At 54.5% G+C, this 605-nt stretch carries 2 protein-coding genes; both read right to left on the bottom strand.

The genetic code is table 11. From position 1 onward, the window contains the following. Positions 1-226 (bottom strand): hypothetical protein (locus tag EXE45_RS20785; RefSeq protein ID WP_206750482.1); only part of this gene is annotated, 226 nt, incomplete at its 3' end. After that, positions 223-605, bottom strand: a 383-nt coding sequence (locus EXE45_RS19755) for a hypothetical protein (RefSeq protein WP_158294288.1), incomplete at its 5' end; no start/stop codon positions are given. The genes EXE45_RS20785 and EXE45_RS19755, both read right to left, overlap by 4 nt.

Raw genomic sequence — 605 nt, 5'->3', positions numbered from 1 at the left:
TCAGTTCCTCACCCGTGGCATCTGTGAGGAAACTCGCGTTATACAGTTCGGATAACGCCTGTTCCTGTTGCGCTGCGAGGGTCTGTGCGTACATCTGAATGAACGCATAGTTTTGCGTTCCCTCAATCGCGGGCGCATCAGGACGGATTGTTTGAAGTGTTTCCTCGATTGCGGCTGCGATTTCGTTGGCACTACGCGGATCGTCGTTACGGTACCGTTCAATCATAACTGAATCGTGTCCACATCACGTTGTGAAATTGGAATCCGCACCTCCTCACGAGATCCAAACGTTGCCTGGACGGTGAGTGTATCGTCAACCTGTTCAACCACGTTGACACGGATCGGGCGTTCGAAGTACGGGCTTTCAGCGTACGCTTGCTTGATGGTGTGTGCTATCTCGGTGCGATCGTTTGCGGTGAGTGGGCCACCAATTTCCGTCTCTAACACCCCCGCTCCGAGCAACAGCGCGTGCTGCTCGTAGAAGTCCTCGCCCGAGACAGTTTGAATGTCACCCGTTGAATCAAACGTGAACGGATACGCGGTGTCTTCTGGAACACCAGTCCGTTCGCCACGAATGACGCCCTCGTCTGTCCGTACAGGACGCG

The organism is Halorubrum sp. SP9 (assembly GCF_005435015.1).
Lineage (GTDB): Archaea > Halobacteriota > Halobacteria > Halobacteriales > Haloferacaceae > Halorubrum > Halorubrum sodomense.
Note: the sequence above shows the minus strand (reverse complement) of the source record. Positions and strands in the feature narration are given on the sequence as shown.